Annotated in this window: 18 protein-coding genes and 1 pseudogene; 11 read left to right on the top strand and 8 right to left on the bottom strand. The window is 70.3% G+C overall.

Going from position 1 to position 21,132, the window contains the following annotated elements; all coding sequences use genetic code 11:
- The first annotated feature begins 53 nt into the window (after positions 1-53).
- The 3 genes from AB0F91_RS00890 (at position 54) to AB0F91_RS00880 (ending at position 2,466) form a co-directional block, all read left to right on the top strand.
- Positions 54-722 (top strand): biliverdin-producing heme oxygenase, encoded by a 669-nt coding sequence (locus tag AB0F91_RS00890; protein WP_360593605.1) that lies wholly within the window; start codon positions 54-56, stop codon positions 720-722.
- 208 nt (positions 723-930) lie between these two features.
- Positions 931-1,554 (top strand): superoxide dismutase, encoded by a 624-nt coding sequence (locus AB0F91_RS00885; RefSeq protein ID WP_360593604.1) that lies wholly within the window; start codon positions 931-933, stop codon positions 1,552-1,554.
- Between the two features lie 99 nt (positions 1,555-1,653).
- Entirely contained in the window at positions 1,654-2,466 is an 813-nt protein-coding gene (locus AB0F91_RS00880) for an arylamine N-acetyltransferase (protein ID WP_360593602.1), read from the top strand.
- Between the two features lie 283 nt (positions 2,467-2,749).
- Here AB0F91_RS00880 and AB0F91_RS00875 read toward each other — a convergent pair whose 3' ends face one another.
- The 3 genes from AB0F91_RS00875 to AB0F91_RS00865 form a co-directional block, all read right to left on the bottom strand.
- Positions 2,750-4,009 (bottom strand): MFS transporter, encoded by a 1,260-nt coding sequence (locus AB0F91_RS00875; protein WP_360595089.1) that lies wholly within the window; start codon positions 4,007-4,009, stop codon positions 2,750-2,752.
- A 200-nt stretch (positions 4,010-4,209) separates the two neighbouring features.
- Complete coding sequence (locus AB0F91_RS00870; protein ID WP_360593601.1) at positions 4,210-4,641, bottom strand: MarR family transcriptional regulator; 432 nt, start codon at positions 4,639-4,641, stop codon at positions 4,210-4,212.
- 118 nt (positions 4,642-4,759) lie between these two features.
- A complete protein-coding gene (locus AB0F91_RS00865; RefSeq protein WP_360593600.1) occupies positions 4,760-6,226 on the bottom strand; it encodes an NCS2 family permease in 1,467 nt (488 codons plus the stop codon).
- Between the two features lie 107 nt (positions 6,227-6,333).
- Here AB0F91_RS00865 and AB0F91_RS00860 point away from each other — a divergent pair, with 107 nt between their 5' ends.
- The gene (locus tag AB0F91_RS00860; RefSeq protein WP_360595088.1) at positions 6,334-6,561 is read left to right on the top strand and encodes a DUF2530 domain-containing protein; all 228 of its coding nucleotides are present in this window, start codon (positions 6,334-6,336) and stop codon (positions 6,559-6,561) included.
- Between the two features lie 7 nt (positions 6,562-6,568).
- Here the strand turns inward: AB0F91_RS00860 and AB0F91_RS00855 are convergent, their stop codons facing one another.
- Entirely contained in the window at positions 6,569-9,334 is a 2,766-nt protein-coding gene (locus AB0F91_RS00855) for a molecular chaperone Hsp90 (protein ID WP_360595086.1), read from the bottom strand.
- A gap of 1,514 nt (positions 9,335-10,848) precedes the next feature.
- A pseudogene (locus AB0F91_RS00850) lies at positions 10,849-11,739 on the bottom strand (DUF3027 domain-containing protein); the annotation flags it as partial.
- 50 nt (positions 11,740-11,789) lie between these two features.
- Here AB0F91_RS00850 and AB0F91_RS00845 point away from each other — a divergent pair.
- From AB0F91_RS00845 to AB0F91_RS00835, 3 genes are read left to right on the top strand one after another with little or no spacing between them, the layout of a single operon-like run.
- Positions 11,790-12,587, top strand: a complete 798-nt coding sequence (locus tag AB0F91_RS00845) for a glutaminyl-peptide cyclotransferase (RefSeq protein ID WP_360593598.1) — start codon at positions 11,790-11,792, stop codon at positions 12,585-12,587.
- 38 nt (positions 12,588-12,625) lie between these two features.
- A complete protein-coding gene (locus AB0F91_RS00840) occupies positions 12,626-14,611 on the top strand; it encodes an MFS transporter (protein WP_360593597.1) in 1,986 nt (661 codons plus the stop codon).
- A gap of 10 nt (positions 14,612-14,621) precedes the next feature.
- Entirely contained in the window at positions 14,622-15,098 is a 477-nt protein-coding gene (locus tag AB0F91_RS00835; RefSeq protein WP_360593595.1) for a DUF2771 family protein, read from the top strand.
- Between the two features lie 60 nt (positions 15,099-15,158).
- Here AB0F91_RS00835 and AB0F91_RS00830 read toward each other — a convergent pair whose 3' ends face one another.
- A complete protein-coding gene (locus AB0F91_RS00830) occupies positions 15,159-15,545 on the bottom strand; it encodes a cold-shock protein (RefSeq protein WP_016337551.1) in 387 nt (128 codons plus the stop codon).
- Between the two features lie 131 nt (positions 15,546-15,676).
- Between AB0F91_RS00830 and AB0F91_RS00825 the strand changes: the two genes are divergently transcribed.
- Entirely contained in the window at positions 15,677-15,907 is a 231-nt protein-coding gene (locus tag AB0F91_RS00825) for a hypothetical protein (protein WP_360593594.1), read from the top strand.
- 3 nt (positions 15,908-15,910) lie between these two features.
- On the opposite strand, the gene AB0F91_RS00820 is transcribed toward AB0F91_RS00825, so the two are convergent.
- Positions 15,911-16,516 carry an HAD hydrolase-like protein gene (locus AB0F91_RS00820; RefSeq protein ID WP_360593592.1) on the bottom strand — a complete coding sequence of 202 codons (606 nt, stop codon included), beginning with the start codon at positions 16,514-16,516 and terminating at the stop codon, positions 15,911-15,913.
- A gap of 102 nt (positions 16,517-16,618) precedes the next feature.
- On the opposite strand from AB0F91_RS00820, the gene AB0F91_RS00815 reads away from it, so the two are divergent.
- The 3 genes from AB0F91_RS00815 (at position 16,619) to AB0F91_RS00805 (ending at position 18,933) form a co-directional block, all read left to right on the top strand.
- The gene (locus AB0F91_RS00815) at positions 16,619-17,245 is read left to right on the top strand and encodes a TetR family transcriptional regulator (RefSeq protein ID WP_360593590.1); all 627 of its coding nucleotides are present in this window, start codon (positions 16,619-16,621) and stop codon (positions 17,243-17,245) included.
- Between the two features lie 16 nt (positions 17,246-17,261).
- Positions 17,262-18,230 carry a R2-like ligand-binding oxidase gene (locus AB0F91_RS00810; protein ID WP_360593589.1) on the top strand — a complete coding sequence of 323 codons (969 nt, stop codon included), beginning with the start codon at positions 17,262-17,264 and terminating at the stop codon, positions 18,228-18,230.
- A 466-nt stretch (positions 18,231-18,696) separates the two neighbouring features.
- Positions 18,697-18,933: a hypothetical protein gene (locus AB0F91_RS00805; protein WP_360593587.1), complete on the top strand. Its 237-nt coding sequence runs from the start codon at positions 18,697-18,699 to the stop codon at positions 18,931-18,933.
- 523 nt (positions 18,934-19,456) lie between these two features.
- Here AB0F91_RS00805 and AB0F91_RS00800 read toward each other — a convergent pair.
- The gene (locus AB0F91_RS00800; protein WP_360593585.1) at positions 19,457-21,115 is read right to left on the bottom strand and encodes an AMP-binding protein; all 1,659 of its coding nucleotides are present in this window, start codon (positions 21,113-21,115) and stop codon (positions 19,457-19,459) included.
- Between the last annotated feature and the right edge of the window lie 17 nt (positions 21,116-21,132).

Genomic DNA, 21,132 nt, shown 5'->3' with positions numbered 1-21,132 from the left:
CGATCGTGGCCTACCCTCATTCTGACAGCGTGTCAGAAAAGAGGGAGGCCGCCATGTCGGTGACCACTGAGCTCGAGGCCCGGCCGTTCTCCGGACAGCTGCGGGAGTCGACCAGGGGCGTGCACGACCGGGCCAACCACTCCACGTACATGAACGCGCTGCTCGGCGGCGAGCTCTCGCTGGACGGCTACACGCAGCTCGCGATCCAGTACTACTTCATCTACCAGGCCATCGAGCGCGTCAGCGACACGATGACCGGCGACGCGGTGGGCCGCGAGTTCGTGTTCGACGAGCTGCGCCGGCTGCCCGCGCTCGAGCGCGACCTCGAGCGCCTCGTCGGCCCGGCCTGGCGCACCGAGATCCGCCCGCTCGCCAGCACCGAGGCGTACGCCGCGCGCATCGCCGAAGCGTCGGCGTGGGCCGGCGGGTACGTGGCGCACCACTACACGCGCTACCTGGGCGACATCGCGGGCGGCCAGATCATCCGGCGGCTGCTGGAGAAGAACTTCGACCTCGCCGAGGCGGGCTCGCTGTTCTACCGCTTCGACGAGATCGGCAGTGCGCCCGCGTTCCGCGACCGCTACCGCGCGAAGCTCGACGCCGCGCCGTGGGACCACGACGCCCGCGCCCGGGTGATCAACGAGACACTGGTCGCCTTCGAGCACAACGTCGCCGTGTTCGACGAGCTGGCACGGGGCCTGGACCGCTACCGGATCGCCTGACGCCCGGGCGAAGAGGCTGATCACAAGAAGTTGACCTCCAGTTTGGTGGAGGTACAAGGCTCGGTTTCGCACAGTGCCCACCCGGGTACGCAGTAGCCGAACGAGTGGGTCCACCCTGTGGCACGGAGGCCGCCCCCGGTCGCCGCGAACCCGGGTGTGCTACTAGGTTCGGTAGTAGGAACTTGTGTCGAAGACTGAAGGAGGGCCAATGGCCCGGTACAACCTGCCCGATCTCGACTACGACTACGGCGCTCTCGCGCCCCACATCTCCGGTCAGATCAACGAGCTGCACCACAGCAAGCACCACGCGACCTACGTCAAGGGCGCGAACGACACGCTCGACAAGATCGCGGAAGCGCGCGAAGCCGGCGACTTCGGCAACATCGTCGGCCTGGAGACCACGCTGGCCTTCAACCTGGCCGGCCACGCGAACCACGTCGTCTGGTGGAAGATCCTTTCGCCGGAAGGTGGCGACAAGCCGACCGGCGAGCTGGCCGCGGCGATCGACGAGGCGTTCGGCTCCTTCGACAAGTTCAAGGCGCAGTTCACCGCCGTCTCCACCACGATCCAGGGCAACGGCTGGGGTGCGCTCTCCTGGGACCCGATCGGCAAGACGCTGATCACCCAGCAGCTGCGCGACCACCACAACAACCTGATCCTGCCGACCACGCCGATCCTGCTGGTCGACGTGTGGGAGCACGCGTTCTACCTGGACTACAAGAACGTGAAGCCGGACTACGTCAAGGCCCTGTGGAACATCTTCAACTGGGGTGAGATCAGCAAGCGCTTCGACAACGCCGTCGCCGGCGGCAACGGCCTGCTGCTCAGCTGAGCCCGCTCCTTGGGCAAAAGCGGGGTTCTCCTTGACGGAGGGCCCCGTTTTTCGTTTCTCGCTTGACTTCGAGTGCACTCCAGGTGTGAGGCTGGGGTCATGGACGTCGACGCCTACCTCGCCCGCCTCGATCTCGCGTTGCCCGCCAAGGCCGACCTCGCGGCCCTGCGGCAGCTGCAGGAACGCCACCTCGAACGCGTGCCGTTCGAAAACCTGAGCGTGCACCTCGGTGAACCCATCGAGCTGACCGAGGAAGCGCTGTTCGACAAGATCGTGCGCCGCCGGCGCGGCGGCTTCTGCTACGAGCTCAACGGCCTCTTCGCGGCCCTGCTGCGCGAGCTCGGCTTCGACGCAGCGCTGCGCAGCGCGCAGGTTTTCACCGACGAGGGCGAGCCGGGGCCGCCGCTGGACCACGCGACCGTGGTCGTGGAGCTCGACGACGAGCAGTGGCTGGTGGACGTCGGCTTCGGCCGCTTCAGCCGGGGCCCGCTGCGCCTGTCGGCCGTGGAGGTCCAGTCCGATCCCGACGGGGAGTTCCTCTTCCTGGACGCCCCGTTCGGCGACGTGGACGTGGTGATGGACGGCAAGCCCGTCTACCGCCTCGAGGCACGCACGCGGCCGCTGACGGACTTCGTACCGATGGCGTGGTGGCAGTCGACGTCGCCGCTCTCGGGCTTCACCGGACGGCTCACGTGCTCGCGTCCGACCTCCCAGGGCCGCGTGACGCTGTCGGGGCACCGGCTGATCGAAACGGTCGACGGCGTGCGCAACGTGGTGCTGCTGACCACGGACGACGCCGTGCGGACCGCGTACCGCGTGTACTTCGGCCTGGAGCTCTCGCGGCTGCCGACCCCACCAGGTGAGCACCCCTTGACGGAGCCCGTGGCCGACTCGACCATGAACCCGTCGTGAGCCGGTGAAGGACGCCTGGTCCAATACCCTCGTCACGGAACCCGTCGTCAATGAACGGAGCCCCGCACCTGGGGTTCCCAGGCGCGGGGCTCCGTCCGTTCCCGAACTGACTGCCGCTCCCACCACGAAGCGGACATGTATGAGGTTAGCCTAACCTCATCAACTCAGGCAAGTCCCCTGTCGTGGAGACCCGCCCCTCACTCGTCCGGGTGACCCCTTGAAAAGTCTCCGAAAAGCTTGAAGGGCACCTCGGCGAACCGAGGCGCCCTTCGAAATCCGCAGGTCAGACGCGTTCGCGCTTGAGCACACGCAGGCCGTTGCCGAAGCGGCGCACGGGCAGCGAGACGCCGCCTCGCCGGATGAGCACCAGCGCGCACACCACGGCGGCGACCAGCGAAATCGCGCCGCCGATGTAGAACGGCGAGCGGCCGCCGAACGCGTCGGCCATCCAGCCCGTCATCGGGCCGCCGATGGGGTTGCCGCCGATGAGCACCAGCACGTAGATGCCCATCACGCGGCCGCGCATCTCGGGTGTGACGGACGTCTGCACCAGCGCGTTCGCCGTGTTCAGGAACGTGATGGTGGCGAAACCCAGCGGGATGAGGCCGAGGCCGAAGGCCAGGTACGTCGGCATGAACGCCGTGACGAACTCGAACAGGCCGAGCGCGGCGGCGGCGATCAGCATCGTCCGCACCCGTGGCCGGCTCCTGATGCCCCGGCGCGCGGACAACAGCGCGCCGACGAAAGTCCCCACGGCGACGAGCGTGGACAACAGGCCGTAACCGTCGGCTTGGGTGTGGAAAACGTTGGCGGCGACGATCGGCAGCGACGTGAAGTAGGTGATGCCGAACGTGCTGACGAAGAACATCAGCACCATCACCGTGACCAGGTCGGAGCGGCGGCGCACGTAGCGCAGGCCCTCCATGAGCTGGCCCTTCGCGCGGGGGATCGCCGGGCCGCGGAAGAGCTTGGCGGGGTTCATCAAGGCGAGCCCGGTGACCACGGCGACGGTGCTCACCGCGTTGGCGATGAACAGCCAGCCGGTGCCGACCCAAGTGATCGCGAACCCGGCGATGGCCGGCCCCACGATGCGGGCCAGGTTGAAGATGGAGGAGTTGAGCGCGACGGCGTTGGCGATCTGGTCGCGGCCCACCATTTCGGCGACGAAAGACTGGCGCGTCGGCACCTCCACGGCGGAGGTGATGCCGAGCATCATGCACAGCAGGTACACGTGCCAGATCTGCACGACGCCGGTCAGGTTCAGCACGCCCAGCAGCGTGGCCTGCACGCAGTTGATGCTCTGGATGAGGATCAGCATCCGCCGCTTGTCGACGCGGTCGGCGAGCACACCGGCCCACAGTGACAGCAGCAGCGTCGGCGTGAACTGGAACGCGACGGCGATGCCGAGCGCCACCGGGTTGTTGCCCGAGAGCTGGAACACCAGCCAGTCCTGGGCGATGCGCTGCATCCAGGTGCCGACGTTCGAAATGACCTGGCCGCTGAAGAACAGCCGGTAGTTGCGCACGCGCAGCGAGGCGAACATGCCTTTGCCGCGCTGGGGCTCCGCGGGTCTCACGGGTTCTTCGGGCACGCGGTCCGCGCCGTCGGGCAGGCTCGGCGTCCTGGCCGCCTTGGCACCGGGTGGTCCGGACGCGGGCGGGCCGGCCGGCTGGGGCGCCGTCTCCCGGGTAGCAATGGTTTCGGTCGTACGCTCTGCTTCGCTACCCGTGGTCGCCACCGGTGTTAGTTCCCCGCCATCCTGTCGATGATCTCAGCGGCGCGGGAGAGCACGTCCAGCTCTTCCTCGCCGAGTTCGGCCAGTTGCCGATCCAGCCACGCCTCCCGCACGGAAATGGCCTTCTTCACGTAGGCCATACCGCTGTCGGACAACTCGACGATGGCCTGCCGGCCATCGGTCGGGTGCGGACGCCGCTCGACGAACCCCATCTCCTCGAGCGCGGCGATGACCCTCGTCATCGAGGGCGGCTGGACGCCTTCCTTGGCGGCGAGCTGACCAGGCGTCAGCGGGCCGCACTTGTGCAAGGTGGACAGCGCCGCGGTCTGTGTCAACGTCACGTCGTCGCCCACGCGCTGTGCCCGGAGCCGGCGGTTGAGCCGGACCACCGCGAGACGCAGGCGGCTCGCGAGGGAGCGCTCTTGCGTGTCGCCGGACATATAGTTAGCGTACCTCACGAAAATGGCGCCAACGGGTGAACCCCGCCACCCTCCGCGATCACGCTCAGCTCAAGGCCGACCGCTGTCGGCACCGGTCAGCGCGGCGCCCGTTCCCCGCTCAGCTCAGCGCCGCCTGGATCGGACCCACCGCGAAGTACGCGACGAACGCCACCGCGATCACCCACATCAGCGGGTGGACCTGGCGAGCCTTGCCGGTGGCGGCGCGGATGACGACGTAGCTCACGAAGCCCGCGCCGATGCCGTTGGCGATGGAGTAGGTGAACGGCATGACGACGATCGTGAGGAAGGCCGGCAGCGCGATCGAGAAGTCCGTGAAGTCGATTTCCCGGACCTGGCCCATCATCAGCGCGCCCACGACCACCAGCGCCGGCGCAGCGGCCTCGACGGGCACCACCTGGTAGAGCGGCGTCAGGAACATGGCGGCGAGGAAGAGCACGCCGGTGACGACGTTGGCGAGGCCCGTGCGCGCGCCCTCCGCGATGCCGGAGGCGGACTCGACGAAGACGGTGTTCGAGCTGGCGGAGCCGAAGCCACCGGCCGCACCGGCGAGGCCCTCGACGAACAGGGCGCGCCCGACGCCTGCCAGCTGGCCGTCCTTGCCGATCAGGCCGGCTTCCTTGCCGAGGCCGGTCATGGTGCCCATGGCGTCGAAGAAGTCGGCGAGCACCAGCGTGAACACGAGCAGGACGACGGTGATGATCGGCAGCCGCGTCCAGGCGCCGAAGGACACGTCGCCGACCAGCGACAGGTCCGGGATGCCGAAGACGTTCGACGGCAGCGCCGGATAGCCGAGGTTCCAGCCCTTGGGATTGGTGCCGTTCGACGGCCCGGCCTTCACGATCGCCTCGACGACGATGGCCAGCACGGTCGAGCCCAGCACGCCGATGAGGATCGCGCCCTTGACCTTCTTCGCCACGAGGATCGCGGTGAGCAGGAGGCCGACCACGAACACGGCCGTCGGCCAGGAGGCGACCGAGCCGTTGATGCCGAGGCCGACCGGGACGGTGGTGTGCGCGTCGTCGGGCAGGCGGCGCACGAAGCCGGCGTCCACGAGGCCGATGAGGCAGATGAACAGGCCGATGCCGACCGCGATCGCCGACTTGAGCGCCGGCGGCACCGCGCGGAACACGGCCGTGCGGAAGCCGGTGAGCACCAGCAGGACGATGATCACGCCCTCGATCACGACCAGGCCCATGGCCTCGGGCCAGGTCATCTGGGGTGCGAGCGTGACGGCGAGCAGGCTGTTGAGGCCCAGGCCGGTGGCGATGGCGAACGGGTAGTTGGCGACCAGGCCCATCAGGATCGTCATCACACCGGCGACCAGCGCCGTCACCGCGGCGACGGCCGGCACGGGCAGGATGTGGCCGAGCACGTCGGCGTGGGCCGAGGGCGTACCCGCGGCGAAGCTGCCGATGATGAGCGGGTTGAGCACCACGATGTAGGCCATGGTCACGAACGTGACGACGCCACCGCGGATCTCCCGCCCGGCCGTCGAGCCGCGTTCGGTGATCTTGAAGAACCGGTCCAGAGTGGACACGGTCTCCCGCTCGCGCTGATCCGTCATGCCCTGCCCCTGTCTTGCTCGCTGCCGGCCTGCTCGTTTCGTGGACGCCCGGGGGTACCCTTCACCACGTGGATGAACCGATCAATCCCGCGGAGGTTACGGGCTCGTTGCGGCACACGCCGGACCTGCCCAAGCGCCTGACCGACCTGACCCCGGTGGTGATCGTAGGTACCTCGCTGTGGGCCGTCGCGCTGGTGGTGCTCTTTTTCGTCACGGCCGGCGTGTGGGTGTGGACGGCGTTCGCCGGGATCGTCCTGGGGTTCATCGGTTTCGGCATCATCTTCTGGCAGCGCGCGGCGGCCCGGCGCGGGTCCAAGTCGGCGCAGCGGCTCTAGTTCGCCGCTAGTTGAGGAACGTGTGCGGCGCCGGGTCGTCGAGCAGTGCGGTGATGCGATAACGCTCGGCCCAGTGGTCAGTGGCCCAAGCGAACGCGCGGGCCAGACCTTCCGACGTGTCGGCGGCGTGGAGGCGGTTGTCTTCGTCCGACCACCACGGGACGTCGGCGGTGGTGCCGTCGACGGTCACGGTGAGCACGTCGTGCAGCAGCGGGCCGCCCTCGGGCACGGTGAGGCCGAGCTGGTCGGCAACGAGGCGGATCGCGGGCAGGTCCGCCCAGGCGACGTACTCGCCGGTGCTGGTCACCTCGTTCGGCAGGGCGCTCGCGAGGGGCACGTCGAGCAGCTCGGCGAGGCGTTCGGGGTCTTCGGGCGCGGCGATGATCTTCGGCGCCGGCAGCGCCGAAGCCGCCCACGGGACGTCGAGGACCACGGCCTTGTCGGCGGCTGCCACGCTCGCGTCGGCCGCGCGGACGCGGACGGGAGCGTCGAGGTCGTCGACCTCCACGGGCGACTGCACGAGCGCGCGGTGAGCGCGCGCGGCGAGGCCCGGCGTGAGCGTGCGGGCGGGGTCGCCGAGGCGGTCGAGCAGGTCGGTGACGTCTTCGGACGTCGCGAGGTCCAGTGTGGTCCGGACGCCGGCGGCCTGGAGCAGCTCCTCGGTGAGCTCGAGGTCGGGCACCTCGTCGTAGAGGCCGGCGAGGTCGGCCGCTGACGGCAGGCGCCAGGAGCCGGGCGCTTCGCCGGCCAGCAGGGCGTAGCGGGCGAGCCACCAGCCCGCGTGGCCCTCGGGCGCGTGCAGCGCCTGCCACGTTTCGGGACGCGCGGCGATGAGGCGCAGCGCGGCGGGCCAGGCGTCGTCGGCCACGAGGTCAAGGTCCCTGATCGCCAGGACAGTGGTGGGCTCGGTCGAGTCCCACCAGGCGTCTTCGTCGGGCAGGCCGTGGTCGGGCTCGTGCGGCTCCTCGTCCCGGACGACGGCGAACGAGTCGAGCACCCCGACCGCTTCGAGCGTCGACTGTGGCCAGTCCTCGGCGAACTCCTCGTCGAGAACGGAAAGGGCACCGTCTTCTTCGAACACTTCGGGATCGAACACGTCGAGAAGTGGAGACGAAGGCAGCACGAGCTCGTCGGCCCGGCGCCAGCCATCTTCGGACGGGAGGGCGAGCGCACCCGCCCACCCCGGTGCGTCGTCGCCGCACTCCGCGATCAGCCTCAGCACGGCGCCCGCGAGGTTCATGCCGTCCAAACCGGACCGGACGTCTTCCACGCTGCGTTCCACGGCGTACTGCACCTGCTCGGCTTCGAGCAGCTGGCGGGCGTCGGCGTGCTTGGCACCCAAGCGTTCCAGCAACGGATGCGCCGCGGCGGGGTGCACGAGCCTCAGCCCCGGAACGTCCACATCGGACAGCAACGCGAGCAGCTCACCGGACCCGTCGACGAGCAGCGCACCCCTGGCGCCGGGCAGCGTCCGCCCGTCGGACAGCGGCACCGGCAGCCCGTCGAGCTGCGCCGGCGACACGTCGTGCGTGTCCACGGCCACGGCGAGCGCCGCGTACAGCCGGTGCCACCACTCGGGTTCCCGGTCGATCCCCGTGAGCACCTCCAGCACGTCCTCGATACCGATCGCCTGCGCCGACACGGGTTTCAGCGTGCGCGCCGCTCCCGGCGGCGCGGGGACGAGCCCGGGCACGAGGTCGGCCAGCAGCGGCGGCAAGTCCGGCACGTCGATGTCGAGCACCTTGGCCTGCCGGCCGGACACCTCCGCATTGCCCAGGGTGGACAGCCAGGGCCGCGTTGCCAGCTCGGTGAAAACCTGGTCCCTCAGCTGCGCGTCCACCGTGGACCGCGGAAATCCGGCCTGAGGCACCAGCACGAACCGATGCTCCTGCGGCACGGACCGGACCAGCCCGACGTAGTTCGTCGCCGCCTGCGCGATCGCTTCGTCCAGCGCCGCCCCGGGCAGCACCCTCCGCCGCGACGGCTCCAACGGCACGGGCGCGATCAACCTCGCCGGCAACGACAATGCCTCATCCGTCGGCGTCGGCGCGTGCAACACGTCTTCGGCCAGCGGCTGGGGCACCCCGTCCGCGTCGATCGGCACGGCCCAGCCCTCGTGCGTCAACCACCGCCGGTTCGTCTCGGGCCCGATGATCTCAACCTGGTCCGTGCCGGCGCGCGTCCAAACGCGACCATCCACTTCGACCTCGCCCAACCAGGGCAAGGCCAGCAACAGGTCGGAAATCTCGTCCTGGAGGGCGTCCAGCAACGCCTTCCCGCTCGCCGGTTCCCGCAGCGGCAGCCGCACCTCCGTGTCAAACCCCGCCGGCGGGGTCTCCTCGGAAGGCCACGGCAGCCTCAGCACGGGCACGTCCCCGTCCCGCCCGGCCGCCTCCCGCGTGCGCTCCGCGGAGAACCGCACCCCACCTCGCGCCGAAACGACCCGCGGCTCGTCGGACACAGTCAGCACCGCGGCAAACCCGACGCCGAACCGCCCGACCGTATCCAGCCGCTCCTTCGCCGACGCCCGCAACGACGCCAACGACTCCACACCGCGCGTGTCCAGCGGCGCGCCGGTGTTGGCGAACCTCAGCTCACCGTGCACAACGGACACTCTGACGCGGCCGGGCGCGCCCGCCGCTTGGGCCGCGTCCGCCGCGTTCTGCGCCAGCTCCACAAAGAGCCGATCCCGGTACGCCCCGACCCTCAGGTCACGCTCGGCGTTGGTGTCCTCCACAAACCGCGTCGGCGAGTCTCGCCACGCGCGCAGCATCGCCTCGCGCAGCCGCCCCGTCCCGAACGGATCCGCCCCCACGCCCTCGTTCACCGGGGGCCGTCACCACTTTCAGCAGCGCGCTCACCCTCGCCGGCCTCCACTTCGGCGGCTTCGGCCGCTTCAGCGGCTTCAACGCCTTCGCCCGCTTCGGAAGCAGTAGCGGAGGTAGATTCGACGCTTTCGCGCGCTTCGGCGACCTGAGCCGACGCAGCAGCCGCCGGAGTCACTTCGGCAGCCCCGGTCTCGCCGCCATCGTGCGCTCCAGTCGCCCGGCCCGCGTCGCCTGCTTCGGCCACCACGGTGACATCGGTGGCCTGGTCAGCTCCAGTGGACTGGCTCACTTCGTCCGCTTCGACGCCTTCGCGCTCTTCGACCGCGGCGGCTTCGGCAGAATCGCCGGCAGCTTCCTCGAACGACTCCGCAGCCGACTCCTCGACGGTCGTGCCTTCCGGCGCCGCGCTCTCCGCGATCTCGTCGCCCGCGGAAACCGCCTGGGCCTCGGGCACCGCGACGTCGGCGAGCGCAGTGGTTCCCGCGCCATCCTGCGCAGCCGGCTCGGCGGCAGCTTCCTCGGAAGCTCCGACATGAACCTCGCCGGCCGGTTCCGAACCCTGCTCGGCAGCGTGGTCCGCCCACAGCCCCACCGCCTCCCAGGCCCCGCCGGTCGGCTTGGCGGGGGCAGCCGGCTCGGGCTCCGCGGACACACCTGCGGAGTCCGCAACCGCATCGGCCGCCGGGGTAGCGGCAGCCGGCTCGGCCGCCTGATCCGCCTGGGCCACCGCAACGTCAGCGACCGAATCGGCAGACTCCCCTTCCACCGCCGACTCCGCGCCGGCCTCAACCTCAGCCTGAGCGGCCGGCTCGGCCGAAGCAGTCGCCTCCGGCTGCGAGGTCGCGGCCGCGGTATCGGCGGCTGCAGCCGGCGCAATCGGAGTCGACTCGGCCGAGGCCGAGGGGGGCTCGGCGGCGGGAGCTGCCGCGGAAGCCGGCGGCGCCGCACCCGGCTCGGTCGAGGCCTCAGCCGCGGACTCCGAAGTCACCGCCGCGGGTTCAGCAGCCGCATCCGGCGCCGGGGTGACGGCGGTCGGCTCGCCGACCGACCCGGCCGAAGCCTCGGCGAGGGACTCGGTGGCGGGAGCCGCCTGCGAAGCCGCACCTTCAGATGCTGAGCCGGCAGGCACGTCTTTCACCGCCGACTCAGCAGCCTCAACCTCAGGCAAAGCAGCCGCGGCCGACCCCGCCGCAGCGGCCGGAACCGCCTCCGAGACCGAGGTCGCCGCAACCGGCTCGGCGGAGTCGGTCGCCGTGGGCTGCGCGGGCGCAGCCGCAGAGTCGGCAGTTGCTTCGGGTGCCGTGGCAGTCGGGGTCTCCGCGGTCGGCGAGGTGGGCGCAGTCTCCGGTGTGGTGACTGTGGCGGCCGAAGCGGTCTCAGCGGCGTTCGTCGCGAGGGTTTCGGCAGCCGGAGTCTCGGTGAACCCAGCCGGGGAAGCCTCCTCGGCCGCCACCTCGACAGCGGCAACCTCCGCGGCAGCCTCCGGCTCCACAGTCGCCACAGTGGAAGTCTCTTCAGCGGCAGCCGACGAAGCCTCCGCAACCACCTCGGCCGAAACCGCAGCCGAACCCTCAGGCTCAACCTCACGCTCGGCACCCGAAACGAAGTCGATCAGCGAATCGTCATAAACCAGTTCCGCCACCGGGATCGACGAGGTGATCTCCACCTCCACCTCGGAATGCGCCCCGCACCCGTACTCCACATCCACCACGTGGCCGTCCGCTGGTGCGATGTCGTTGGTGCACACCCCGAACGCCCCGCGTAGAGAACCGGCGAGCGGCACGAAAAACCCGCAGGACCCACAAGTCGCCGGAGCACTGCGGGCCATGTCGGAGCGCGGGCCGAACTCGCCGCCGTGCCAGCGGGTGGCGGCGTCCTGGCGGCCGTAGCGCGAGAGGACGTGGACGCGACCAAGGCCGACGTCGTGGGCGACCTCTTCGACGGCCGGGTCGTCGGACTGCAGGTACGCCGGCGCGAGGCGCGGGTCGTCCTTGTCGGTGGGGAAGATGTCGCCCACGCCGAGGTCGCCGGCGCGCACGCGTTGCTCCCAGGGGACCCACGTGGGCGCGACCAGGGAGTCCGGGCCGGGCAGGAGGGCGAGCTCGCTCACGGTCACCGGCTCGTCCAGGCCGGCGACGGCGACCGTCACGGCCCAGCGCCAGCCGCGGTAGCCGGGCACCGACGCCTCGAACAGGTGAGTCGCCGAGACGGCGTCCTCGGAGGTCACGCCGACGTGCTCGCCGACCTGCTCGGCCGGGGCGTCCGCCAGCACAGCTTCGCGCGCAAAGTCTTCCGCGTCCGCGAGCTTCCGCTGGATAGAGCCGTCGTCCAGGGTCAACAGCAACGTCATGTCCCCAATTGTGCCGCACGCATCCGCGCCGCCCGTGCCAGGCTGTTCTCGTGCGCACTCCCCCGAGCCGAACCCCGTTGATCTGGCCACTGCTGGCGGTGGCCCTGCTCGGCGGCTGCGCCGGCACGCAGGCGGCGCCGCCCCCGCCGGAAGACCTCACCGGGCAGGTGCTGCAGACGCTGCCGCACGACACATCGGCCTTCACCGAGGGCCTCGAGTTCTCCGGCACGACGCTGTACGAGAGCCGCGGCCTTTCCGGCGAGTCCGCCCTCACCGCGGGTGCCGCCGGCCAGGACCCCACCACGCGCGTGGCGCTGCCGTCGCCGCTGTTCGCCGAAGGCATCACCGTCCTCGGGCCCAAGCTGTGGCAGCTGACCTGGCAGGACGGTTTCGCCATCGAACGCGATTCGAAAACCTTGGCCGAGCTGCGCCGCGTGCCCTTCGACGGCGAGGGCTGGGGCCTGTGCCACCAGCCCAGCGGGCGCCTGGTCATGAGTAACGGCACCGCCATGCTCACGTTCCGTGACCCGCAGACGTTTGCGGTCACCGGGAGCGTCGACGTCGGCGTGGACCAGCTCAACGAACTCGAGTGCGTCGGTGACACGGTGTACGCGAACGTGTGGAAAACCGGCACCATCCTGCGCATCGATTCCAAAACCGGACAGATCACCGGACGCATCGACGCGAGCAAGCTCCGCACCCCCGTCGACCCCGGGGAAGACGTGCTCAACGGCATCGCGGCCGTCCCCGGCACCGACGAATTCCTCGTCACGGGCAAGCTCTGGCCCGCGATGTACCGGGTGAAGTTCGTCCCCGCCGGCGCCGCCGGGACACAGAACGGCACGTGATCGGGCGGACCGGCACTCGGATGAGGCAGGATTGACACGTGGCACTCTTCGGTTCGCACTCCGAACCCGACGGCACCTTCTCCGAGCGGTCGGGCAAGGGTCGCGGCCGGAAGTCCAAGCGCAAGTGGACGCCGGAGCCCAGCGCCGCCCAGGCCCGCTCCTGGCGCGACTCTCCGCAGCCCACCCGCGTCGACCCCGCCGCGCACCCGGTCGAACCACCGACCCGGCGCGCGCCGGCGGAGCCCTCGACCCAGCACGTCCCACCGCGCGCACGGCCCGAGCGGTACGAGCCCCGCGCCCGCCCCGAACACATCCCCGCCGAGAGCCGGGAGCCCCGAGGCCGCGCCCGAAGCCCGTTCTACGACGAGCCGCGAACCCCGACGGCCGATGAGGCCCCCACCGGCGCCGTCCCCCTCGGCCACCGGCCGCCGCCCCCCAGGGGCGCGCGGCCGTACCCGTCGCAAGACCACCGCACCGAACCGGTCCGGCCGCGCCAGGACGACTCCCGGCCCGGCAGCGGCGAATACGAGCACTACGACACCGGTGGCTACGCCGGCGAACCCCGCGTCGGCCCCGAGCGTGACGAAGAGTTCCGCACCACCGCCGTCCCCGGCGCCGGCTCGATCCCGAAGCTGCCGAAGAAGATCACCGTCACGCGCGTCGCCGCGTTGCGCAGCCGGCAGCTGAGCGGCCAAGCCATCGGCATGTTCCAGCGCGCCACCAAGGCCGACGGCGCGGACAAGTCGGGCCTCACCTCGCTGATGTACGCGGTGATGCTGAACTACGCCAGCGACGCCGCCATGGCCATCGCGCTCGCCAACACGCTCTTCTTCGCCGCCACCAGCGGCGAGAGCAAGGGCAAGGTGGCGCTGTACCTGCTGATCACCATCGCGCCTTTCGCGCTCGTCGCACCCGTCATCGGCCCGGCGCTGGACAAGATCCAACGCGGCCGCCGCCTCGCGATGTGCGTGGCCTCCATCGGCCAGGGCCTGATGGCCGTGGTCATGGCCCTGCACTTCGACGACTGGCTGCTCTACCCCGCCGCGCTCGGGATGATGGTGCTGTCGAAGTCGTTCACCGTGCTCAAGGCCGCCATCACGCCACGCGTGGTGCCGCCGGAGATCACGCTGTCGAAGACCAACGCGCGGCTCACGATCTTCGGCCTCATCGCCGCCGGCGTATTCGGCGGGCTGGCCAGCGGCGTCAACGCGATCAGCGGGTCCGCCGGTGCGCTGTGGTTCACCGCGTTGATCTGCGTGGCCGCAGCCGTGCAGTCGATGCGGATCCCCTCGTGGGTCGAGGTGACCGAGGGCGAGGTGCCCACGTCGCTGTCGGCGCGGCCCGAACCGAAGCAGAAGAAGCAGCGTCAGCCGATGGGCCGCCACATCGTGGTCGCCTTGTGGGGCAACGGATCCGTGCGGGTGCTCACCGGCTTCCTCATGATGTTCGCCGCGTTCGCGGTGAAGGCGCAGACGGAGGGCACGGGCCACAGTCCGTTCATGCAGCTGCTCCTGCTGGGCGTCATCGGCGCCGCGGCCGGAGCGGGCGGCTTCGTCGGCAACGCGCTGGGCTCGCGCCTGCAGTTCGGCTCGCCGGACCAGGTGATCGTGTGGTGCGTGGCCGCCTGCACGGGTGTGACGCTCGTCGCCACGCTCCTGCCCGGCCTCGCGACGGCGGCGGTCGTCGGGCTCGTCGGCGCCACGGCAAGCGCGCTCGCGAAGATCAGCCTCGACGCCGTGATCCAGGAAGACCTGCCGGAGCAGTCGCGCGCGTCGGCGTTCGGGCGCTCGGAAACGGTGCTGCAGCTGGCCTGGTGCTTCGGCGGCGCCGTCGGCCTGCTGCTGCCGCCGACCTACTGGATCGGCTTCCTCGTGGTCACGGTGCTGCTCGGCGTGGGCCTCACGCAGACCTACCTCGTGCAGCGCGGCGGCTCGCTCGTGCCGGGGCTGGGCGGAAATCGGCCACTGCGGCCCGAACCGACCGGCAGCTTCCCCGCGCAGGGCACGTCCCGGGAGCGCCGGTAATCTTCGGGCCATGCGACGTTCCCGATTGGTGGCCGTGCTCGCGGCCGGTGGTCTCGCCGTGGCCGGCTGCTCGGCGCCCGGGCCGGCCGAGGTGACCTTCTACGGCGATGGGCACACGATCAACGTCGGGCCCATCGGCAACTGCGACGTCAAGACCGGCATCTGCGCCGCCAACCCCGGCGCCGCGGGCAGGCTGAAGCTGCGCCCGGGCAAGCCCGTGCAGATCTCCGTGCCGAAGGAGGTCGCGGAAGGTCCGTGGAAGGTGACAGTGCAGTTCGTCAACGGCAAGGGCCAGCCCCAGCCGCTGAAGGAAGACATCATCACCAGCGGCGACCGCTACGCCTACACCGCGATGCCGCCCACCAAGGACGACCAGATCGTGGTGGTGGAGATCGCGCAGGCCACCGTGGTCAGCCGCACGGGCGACCCCAACGACGCGGAGCCGATCACCTCGGCCCTGTGGTCGTTGCAGGTCCAGCCCGCCTGAAGCCACAACGAGTGAAGGGCACCCGCCGAGGTGCCCTTCACCACCGCGTCCGACGCGGGCTCAGGGGTCGAGGTCCCGGGCGACCGCGCGCATGATCTCCGCGATCTGCTTGGTGTTCTTGCGATCCGGGTACCGGTTGCGGCGCAGGTCCGGCTGAACCTTCAGCTCGAGAAGCTTGATCATGTCCTCGATCAGGCCGTGCAGCTCCTCGGCGGGACGCCGGCGCGCTTCCGCGACCGACGGCGGCGGATCCAGCAGCCGGACGGAGAGCGCCTGCGGCCCGCGACGGCCGTCGGCGACGCCGAACTCCAGCCGCTGCCCGGCCTTGAGCCCCTCGACGCCCTGCGGCAGCGCGGCCTTGCGAATGTAGACGTCGGCTCCGCCGTCCTGCGTGACGAACCCGAATCCCTTCTCCGCGTCGTACCACTTGACCTTGCCGGTCGGCACTTCCCTCACCAGTCCTTCTGCTGTACTGCTCACGACGAACGCGCCCCGGGCGTACCCAGGGCGCGCGTCCGCTTAGCGTATCTCGCCACATGCCCTGGGGAGAAGCGGATACGGCCGATACCCTCAGCGCCATGGAAAACGCAGCGAAGCAGACCGCGGGCAAACCGATCCTCATGCGGATCGGGATCGGCCTGTTCGCCATCGGGCTGCTCGCCGTGCTGGCGGTGTTCATCATGTTCGCCGCCGGTCTGGAGAACCTGCCGGTGTGGCTCAGCGCGGTCGCCGGCGTGCTGACGCCGCTGGGCCTGCTGCTCGGCCTGATCGCGCTGGTCCGCGAGGCGCGCGCAGGCAAGCACGGCTGAGCCTCAGAACGCGCGGGCGAACCACTCCGGGAACTGCGTGAGCGAGCCGAACACCACGTCGGCTCCCTCGGCGAGCAGTTCTTCCTTCGTGCACGGCCCCGTGGTGACCCCCACCGCGAGCGCGCCGGCGGCACGGGCTCCTCGCACGTCGCCGAGGTGATCTCCGACATACGCCTGTGCGCCGTACTCCTTGAGCGCAACCGCTTTCTGCGTGGACCACAGCTCGCCCACAAGCTCGTCGACCTCCAGCCCGAGCGCCTCGACGTGCAGCCGCGCGTTGGGCCCGTACTTGCCGGTGACCACGAGCGTGCGCCCGCCCGCCGCGCGCACGGCCTTCAGTGCTTCCGCCGCGCCCGGCAGTGCGACCGTGCTCGGCACGACGAGCCCGGGGTAGAGCGCCCGAAACCGGTCCACGAGCCCCGGAATCCGTTCCTCGGGCGCCTCGAAGCCGCGCAGGATGTCGTCGAGCGGCGGGCCGAGGTTGGCGGCGAAGTGCTCACCGTCGAGCGCCAGGCCCGACTCCGCACCCAGCGCGTTCATCGCCGCGACCATGCCCGGCCGCGGGTCGATCAGTGTCATGTCCAGGTCGAAGCCCACGGTGATGCCCACGCCCGCCACGGTAGCGGGGACCACCGACAGAGCCGGCGTGTACATCCGATCGTGGTCAGTAAAGCTTCTTGACACAACATCGATCTGTGTCAAGCTGGCGGTGTGACGAGCTTCACCGAGCGCACCAAGGCATCACTGCGCGAAGCGCTGCTCGACGCGGCCGCGGACCTGCTCCCCGACCGCGGCCACAAGGCGCTGCGCATGGCCGACGTCGCGGCGCGCGCGGGCGTGAGCAGGCAGACCGTCTACAACGAGTTCGGCAGCAAGGCGGCGCTCACGCAGGCCGTGGCGCTGCGCACGGCAGCCGAGTTCCTCGACGGCATCCGCCGCCGCTTCGAAAGCGCCGACGGGCTGATCCCCGGCATCCACGGCGCCGTCGTCTACACGATCGACCACGCCCGCGAGAACCGGCTCGTCGCCGCCGCGCTCGGCACGGAAGCGGGCGAGGACCTGCTGCCCCTGCTCACCACCAGGGGCGAGCCCATCCTCACGGCCGCCGCCGACCTCGCGACCGAGCAGTACCGCTCGCTGGAGCCCCGCCTGTCGCAGAAGTCCGCCGCACTGCTGGCGGAGACGGTGGTGCGGCTTTCGCTGAGCCACCTGGTGCTGCCGACGCACTCCGCGACCGTGGCGGCCGACGCCGTGGTGGCGGTGCTGGCGCCGGCGATCGAGAGCTTCCTGGCGGATTCGCCGACAGGCTCGTCCACGGAATCGTCCACAATGGAGTGACACGAAAGGGCCGGACATGACGGACACGCTTCCCGAGCTGCGCAGCGGGTTTTCGTCGCTGCGCAAGGGTGGGCTCAACTGGGACTCGTTCCCGCTGCGCCTGTTCGTGAAGGGCAACAAGAAGTTCTGGAACCCCGCCGACCTCGACTTCAGCCGCGAACGCGAGGGCTGGAAAAGCCTGACGCCGGAGCAGCGCCGCTCGACGACCTACCTCGTGGCGCAGTTCATCGCCGGCGAGGAGGCCGTGACGGAGGACATCCAGCCCTTCATGCGCGCGATGTCCTCGACCGGCCGCTTCGGCGACGAGATGTACCTGACGCAGTTCTGCTTCGAGGAAGCCAAGCACGTCGAGGTCTTCCGCCGCTGGATGGACGCCGTCGGCCTCGACGACGACCTGCACCCCTACGTCGCCGAAAATCCCCACTACCGCAAGCTTTTCTACGAGGAGCTGCCGCAGTCACTGCGCGCCCTGCAGGACGATCCCAGCCCCCTCAACCAGGTCCGCGCGAGCGTCACGTACAACCACGTCATCGAAGGCAGCCTCGCGTTGACGGGCTACTACTCGTGGCAGCTCATCTGCACCCAGAACCAGATCCTGCCCGGCATGCAGGACCTCGTCCGCCACATCGGCGACGACGAACGCCGCCACATGGCGTGGGGCACCTTCACCTGCCGCCGCCACGTCGCCGCCGACGACTCCCTGTGGGACGCCGTGCAACAGCGCATGGGAGAACTGCTGCCCCACGCGCTCAACATGATCCAGTGGGTGCAGGACCAGTTCGAGGAAGTCCCGTTCGACAACGACCCGCAGGAGCTGATCCAGTACGCGGCCGACCGCGCCCAGCGCCGGTTGGGTGCCATCGAGTCGGCCCGCGGGACGCCCGTGGAGCAGATCGACCTGGACTACTCGCCGGAGCAACTGGAGGACACCTTCGGCGAGGAAGACGAGAAGGCCCTGGCGGAAGCCGCGGCGGCGGCTTCCTGATGGACGGTGGCCGTCTCCGGATCGCGCCGGAGACGGCCACCAGCGCCACCTCCAGATCACTGCGTGCCGCCGTACGACGTGCCCGCGGTGACGCCGCGCGAGTTGATCAGCAGTGCCGGCGCGGAAGTGTGGGCCGGCGGGGCGCCAGCCGCGTGCGGGTGCCCTCCGGTGCCCATTTCGCGCCGACGCCCTCGCCTGGTCGGCAATCGTGCCGGAGCAGTTGAGGTCGCCGGGCCGTCGCGTTGCGCGCGTCGCTCGGCAGGTACGTCGGCCGGCCCGCGCAGTCCCACCGCGTCGCGTACCTGCCCCCGAAGTCGGATCGACGAGCCCCACGACGGTGCCGTTGGCGCCGAGCCCCCTCGCCGCCCGAAAGCTCGGCGCCTCGGTTCCGCCGAGCGTCACGACGCGGCCCCGGGGGCCCCACCGCTTGGCCACGGTGTTGCCACCGGCCGACGTCGTCGAGCCGATGACCGCGCCACCACGGGAAATCCCGGCGACGGTGCCGTACTCGCCGTCGGGCGTGAGGTCCGTGATGCGCCCCGTTCGTCCCAGCGCACAGGTGCGTGCGCCCGCCCACATCGACGGCGGTATCGGCGACGAGACGACCGTCGGGCGTGATCTCGTTCGCGAACGCCGAGCCGCCACTGGGCAAGCCAGGCAACTCGTGGACACGGCCGTCGCGTTCCCACAGCAGCGCGTGTGAAGCCGCGCCGTCGTACGAAGCGCCGGCGATCCGACCGGTGCCGCTGATCGCGCCGGCACTGCTGCTCTCGCCGGTGTCCGGCAGTCACGTGACCGTGCCGTCGGCGGCCAATGCACGGCACGCTGAACGCCTTGCGCGTCCTCGGCCCACCCGACCACGACGTCGTCCTCGTCGATCGCGACAGCCTGGCCAGGGCACCCCGAGCGTCGGCAACGCGGTGGGCTCGCCCGTGGCGGACCACTTCATCGGGTGGTCGAGGATCCGCGCGTCACGCGGGTCACTCTCGCCCACGACCGTGCCGCGGCGATTGTTCGCCTCGGCTCCGGTGCAGGTGTCACCCCGGACGCGACGCAAGCTCGGTCGGCTCCACCGGCACGGCCGTGGCGCAGGCCGCTGGTGCGAGCACAGTGATCGTCGTCACCGCGACCCCGCGGCGAACGCTTTTCGGCTGACCTTCACGGTGTTCCCCCTTCGTCGGTCTCCGAGGGGGAACACTCGCGACGAGGTTGTCCGGTTGTCTGCCCTATGCGTGTTTCGCCGAGGCGGCGGCTTCGAGGCCCAGCAGCGTCACCGACTGCTCGCGCATCTCGACCTTGCGCACCTTGCCCGTCACGGTCATCGGGAATCCGTCGACGATGTGGACGTAGCGCGGGATCTTGTAGTGGGCCAGCTTGCCCTGCGAGAACTCGCGCACGGCCTCGGCGGTGAGGGGCTGCGCGCCCTCGCGCATCTGGATCCAGGCCATGAGCTCTTCGCCGTACTTGACGTCGGGGACGCCGATGACCTGCGCGTCGAGCACGTCCGGGTGTGTGTAGAGGAACTCCTCGATCTCGCGCGGGTACACGTTCTCGCCGCCGCGGATGACCATGTCCTTGATGCGGCCGGTGATGTTGAGGTAGCCGGCCTCGTCCATCACGGCGAGGTCGCCGGTGTGCATCCAGCGCGCGGCGTCGATGGCTTCGGCCGTCTTGTCGGGCTGTTCCCAGTAGCCGAGCATCACGGAGTAGCCGCGCGTGCAGAGCTCGCCGGGCACGCCGCGCGGCACGGTGAGGTTCGTCTCGGGATCGACCACTTTGGACTCGAGGTGCGGCCCCACGCGGCCGACCGTGGACACGCGGCGCTCCACCGAATCGTCCGCGCGCGTCTGCGTGGAGACCGGCGAGGTTTCCGTCATGCCGTAGCAGATCGACACTTCCGTCATGCCCATTCGGTCGATCACCTGCTTCATCACCTCGACCGGGCACGGCGAGCCCGCCATGATTCCGGTGCGCAGCGACGACAGGTCGAACTCGCCGAAGTCGGGGTGGTTGAGCTCCGCGATGAACATCGTGGGCACGCCGTAGAGCGACGTGCACCGCTCCGCCTCCACGGCCTCCAGCGTGGACCGCGGGTCGAACGCCGGCGCCGGGATCACCATGCACGCGCCGTGGCTGGTGCACGCGAGGTTGCCCATCACCATGCCGAAGCAGTGGTAGAAGGGCACGGGGATGCACACGCGGTCTTCTTCGGTGTAGTTGCAGAGCTCGCCGACGAAGTAGCCGTTGTTGAGGATGTTGTGGTGGGACAGCGTGGCGCCCTTGGGGAAGCCCGTGGTGCCGGAGGTGTACTGGATGTTGATGGGGTCGTCGGCGCTCAGGTTTTTCTGGAGCTCGGCAAGGGCCTCCGGGTCACCGCCCTCCCCCTTGGCCATGAGGTCCGTCCAGGCGTCGGTGCCCAGCAGCACCACGAACTCGAGCCCGGGGCAGTCCGGCCGGACCTGCTCCACCATCGCCGCGTAGTCCGACGTCTTGAACTTGTCCGCCGCGACGAGCATCCGGACGCCGGACTGGTTGAGCACGTACTCGAGCTCGTGCGAGCGGTACGCGGGGTTGATGTTGACGAGGATGGCGCCGATCTTGGCCGTCGCGTACTGGAGCAGCGTCCACTCCGCGCGGTTCGGCGACCAGATCCCGACGCGGTCCCCCTTGCCGATCCCGGTGGCGACGAGCCCGTGCGCCAGCTGGTCCACGTCCTTTTTGAGATCGGCGTACGACCACTTCTTGCCGGCCGCGCGGTCCACCATCGCGTCGCGAGCCGGGAAGGCGGCCACGGTGCGGTCGAGGTTGTCCCCGATGGTGTCACCCAGCAGGGGGACGTCGGACGTCCCGGAGGCATAACTGGGCAGGGCGGGCGCGTCGGGCATGGTTGCCTCCCGGTGGG

Origin of the sequence: Amycolatopsis sp. NPDC023774 (assembly GCF_040639695.1) — a bacterium.
In the GTDB taxonomy this organism is placed as follows: Bacteria; Actinomycetota; Actinomycetes; order Mycobacteriales; family Pseudonocardiaceae; genus Amycolatopsis.
The sequence above is the reverse complement of the archived record's forward strand: the minus strand, read 5'-3'. Positions and strand labels throughout refer to the sequence as shown.

Coding starts and splice junctions, on each gene's coding strand:
- AB0F91_RS00890 (WP_360593605.1), top strand. CDS start 54: ATGTCGGTGACCACTGAGCTCGAGGCCCGGCCGTTCTCCGGACAGCTG.
- AB0F91_RS00885 (WP_360593604.1), top strand. CDS start 931: ATGGCCCGGTACAACCTGCCCGATCTCGACTACGACTACGGCGCTCTC.
- AB0F91_RS00880 (WP_360593602.1), top strand. CDS start 1,654: ATGGACGTCGACGCCTACCTCGCCCGCCTCGATCTCGCGTTGCCCGCC.
- AB0F91_RS00875 (WP_360595089.1), bottom strand. CDS start 4,009: ATGTTCGCCTCGCTGCGCGTGCGCAACTACCGGCTGTTCTTCAGCGGC.
- AB0F91_RS00870 (WP_360593601.1), bottom strand. CDS start 4,641: ATGTCCGGCGACACGCAAGAGCGCTCCCTCGCGAGCCGCCTGCGTCTC.
- AB0F91_RS00865 (WP_360593600.1), bottom strand. CDS start 6,226: ATGACGGATCAGCGCGAGCGGGAGACCGTGTCCACTCTGGACCGGTTC.
- AB0F91_RS00855 (WP_360595086.1), bottom strand. CDS start 9,334: ATGCTGCGCGCGTGGCGAGACTCGCCGACGCGGTTTGTGGAGGACACC.
- AB0F91_RS00835 (WP_360593595.1), top strand. CDS start 14,622: ATGCGACGTTCCCGATTGGTGGCCGTGCTCGCGGCCGGTGGTCTCGCC.
- AB0F91_RS00825 (WP_360593594.1), top strand. CDS start 15,677: ATGGAAAACGCAGCGAAGCAGACCGCGGGCAAACCGATCCTCATGCGG.
- AB0F91_RS00810 (WP_360593589.1), top strand. CDS start 17,262: ATGACGGACACGCTTCCCGAGCTGCGCAGCGGGTTTTCGTCGCTGCGC.
- AB0F91_RS00805 (WP_360593587.1), top strand. CDS start 18,697: ATGACCGCGCCACCACGGGAAATCCCGGCGACGGTGCCGTACTCGCCG.
- AB0F91_RS00800 (WP_360593585.1), bottom strand. CDS start 21,115: ATGCCCGACGCGCCCGCCCTGCCCAGTTATGCCTCCGGGACGTCCGAC.